Annotated in this window: 2 pseudogenes; both read right to left on the bottom strand. The window is 45.4% G+C overall.

Features of this window, described 5'->3' with window-relative positions:
- Positions 1–278: pseudogene (locus E7X57_RS12190) on the bottom strand (cobalt ECF transporter T component CbiQ); the annotation flags it as partial.
- Positions 279–283: 5 nt separating this feature from the next.
- Positions 284–465, bottom strand: a pseudogene (locus E7X57_RS12185) (hypothetical protein); the annotation flags it as partial.

Below are 465 nucleotides of genomic sequence, written 5' to 3'. Positions count from 1 at the left end.
ATAAAAGGCTGGAAAAAAGCAAGTCCTAAACCAAATGGAATTACTCCGAGGATCCTTGCCATTACGTAGAAGAGGTTCAAGTTCCCGATCATCATCAATAGGATCAGATAGCTCTCAAGAAAAAGCAACTTGAGGAAGTTCGAATCATCCAGTCTTGGGAGAGCTGCTACATAAAAGACGATGCTGATAAAGGCTATTATCTTGATGCGACCATCCAGCCTGTGATCAGGGCTGTCCTTATAGGATTCCCTTTCGATCTCAGTCAATCCTATACCCATGAGGCTTACTCCGCGGTGTTCTCCGTTTTGTTCTGTATTCTGCCCTGATCAAGTACACGGATGATCTCATCCCTTGCATCTGTCGGAGCGATCTGGATCTGGGCATCAATACCCTCTTTCTGCAAAAGCTCAAACACCTCTGCTATCCTCGGCATACGCAGATGGGCTTTTTGTATCAGATCGTGAT

This window comes from Methanococcoides sp. AM1, from assembly GCF_900774055.1.
Taxonomy (GTDB): Archaea; Halobacteriota; Methanosarcinia; order Methanosarcinales; family Methanosarcinaceae; genus Methanococcoides.
This window is presented reverse-complemented; position numbering and strand designations above follow the sequence as displayed.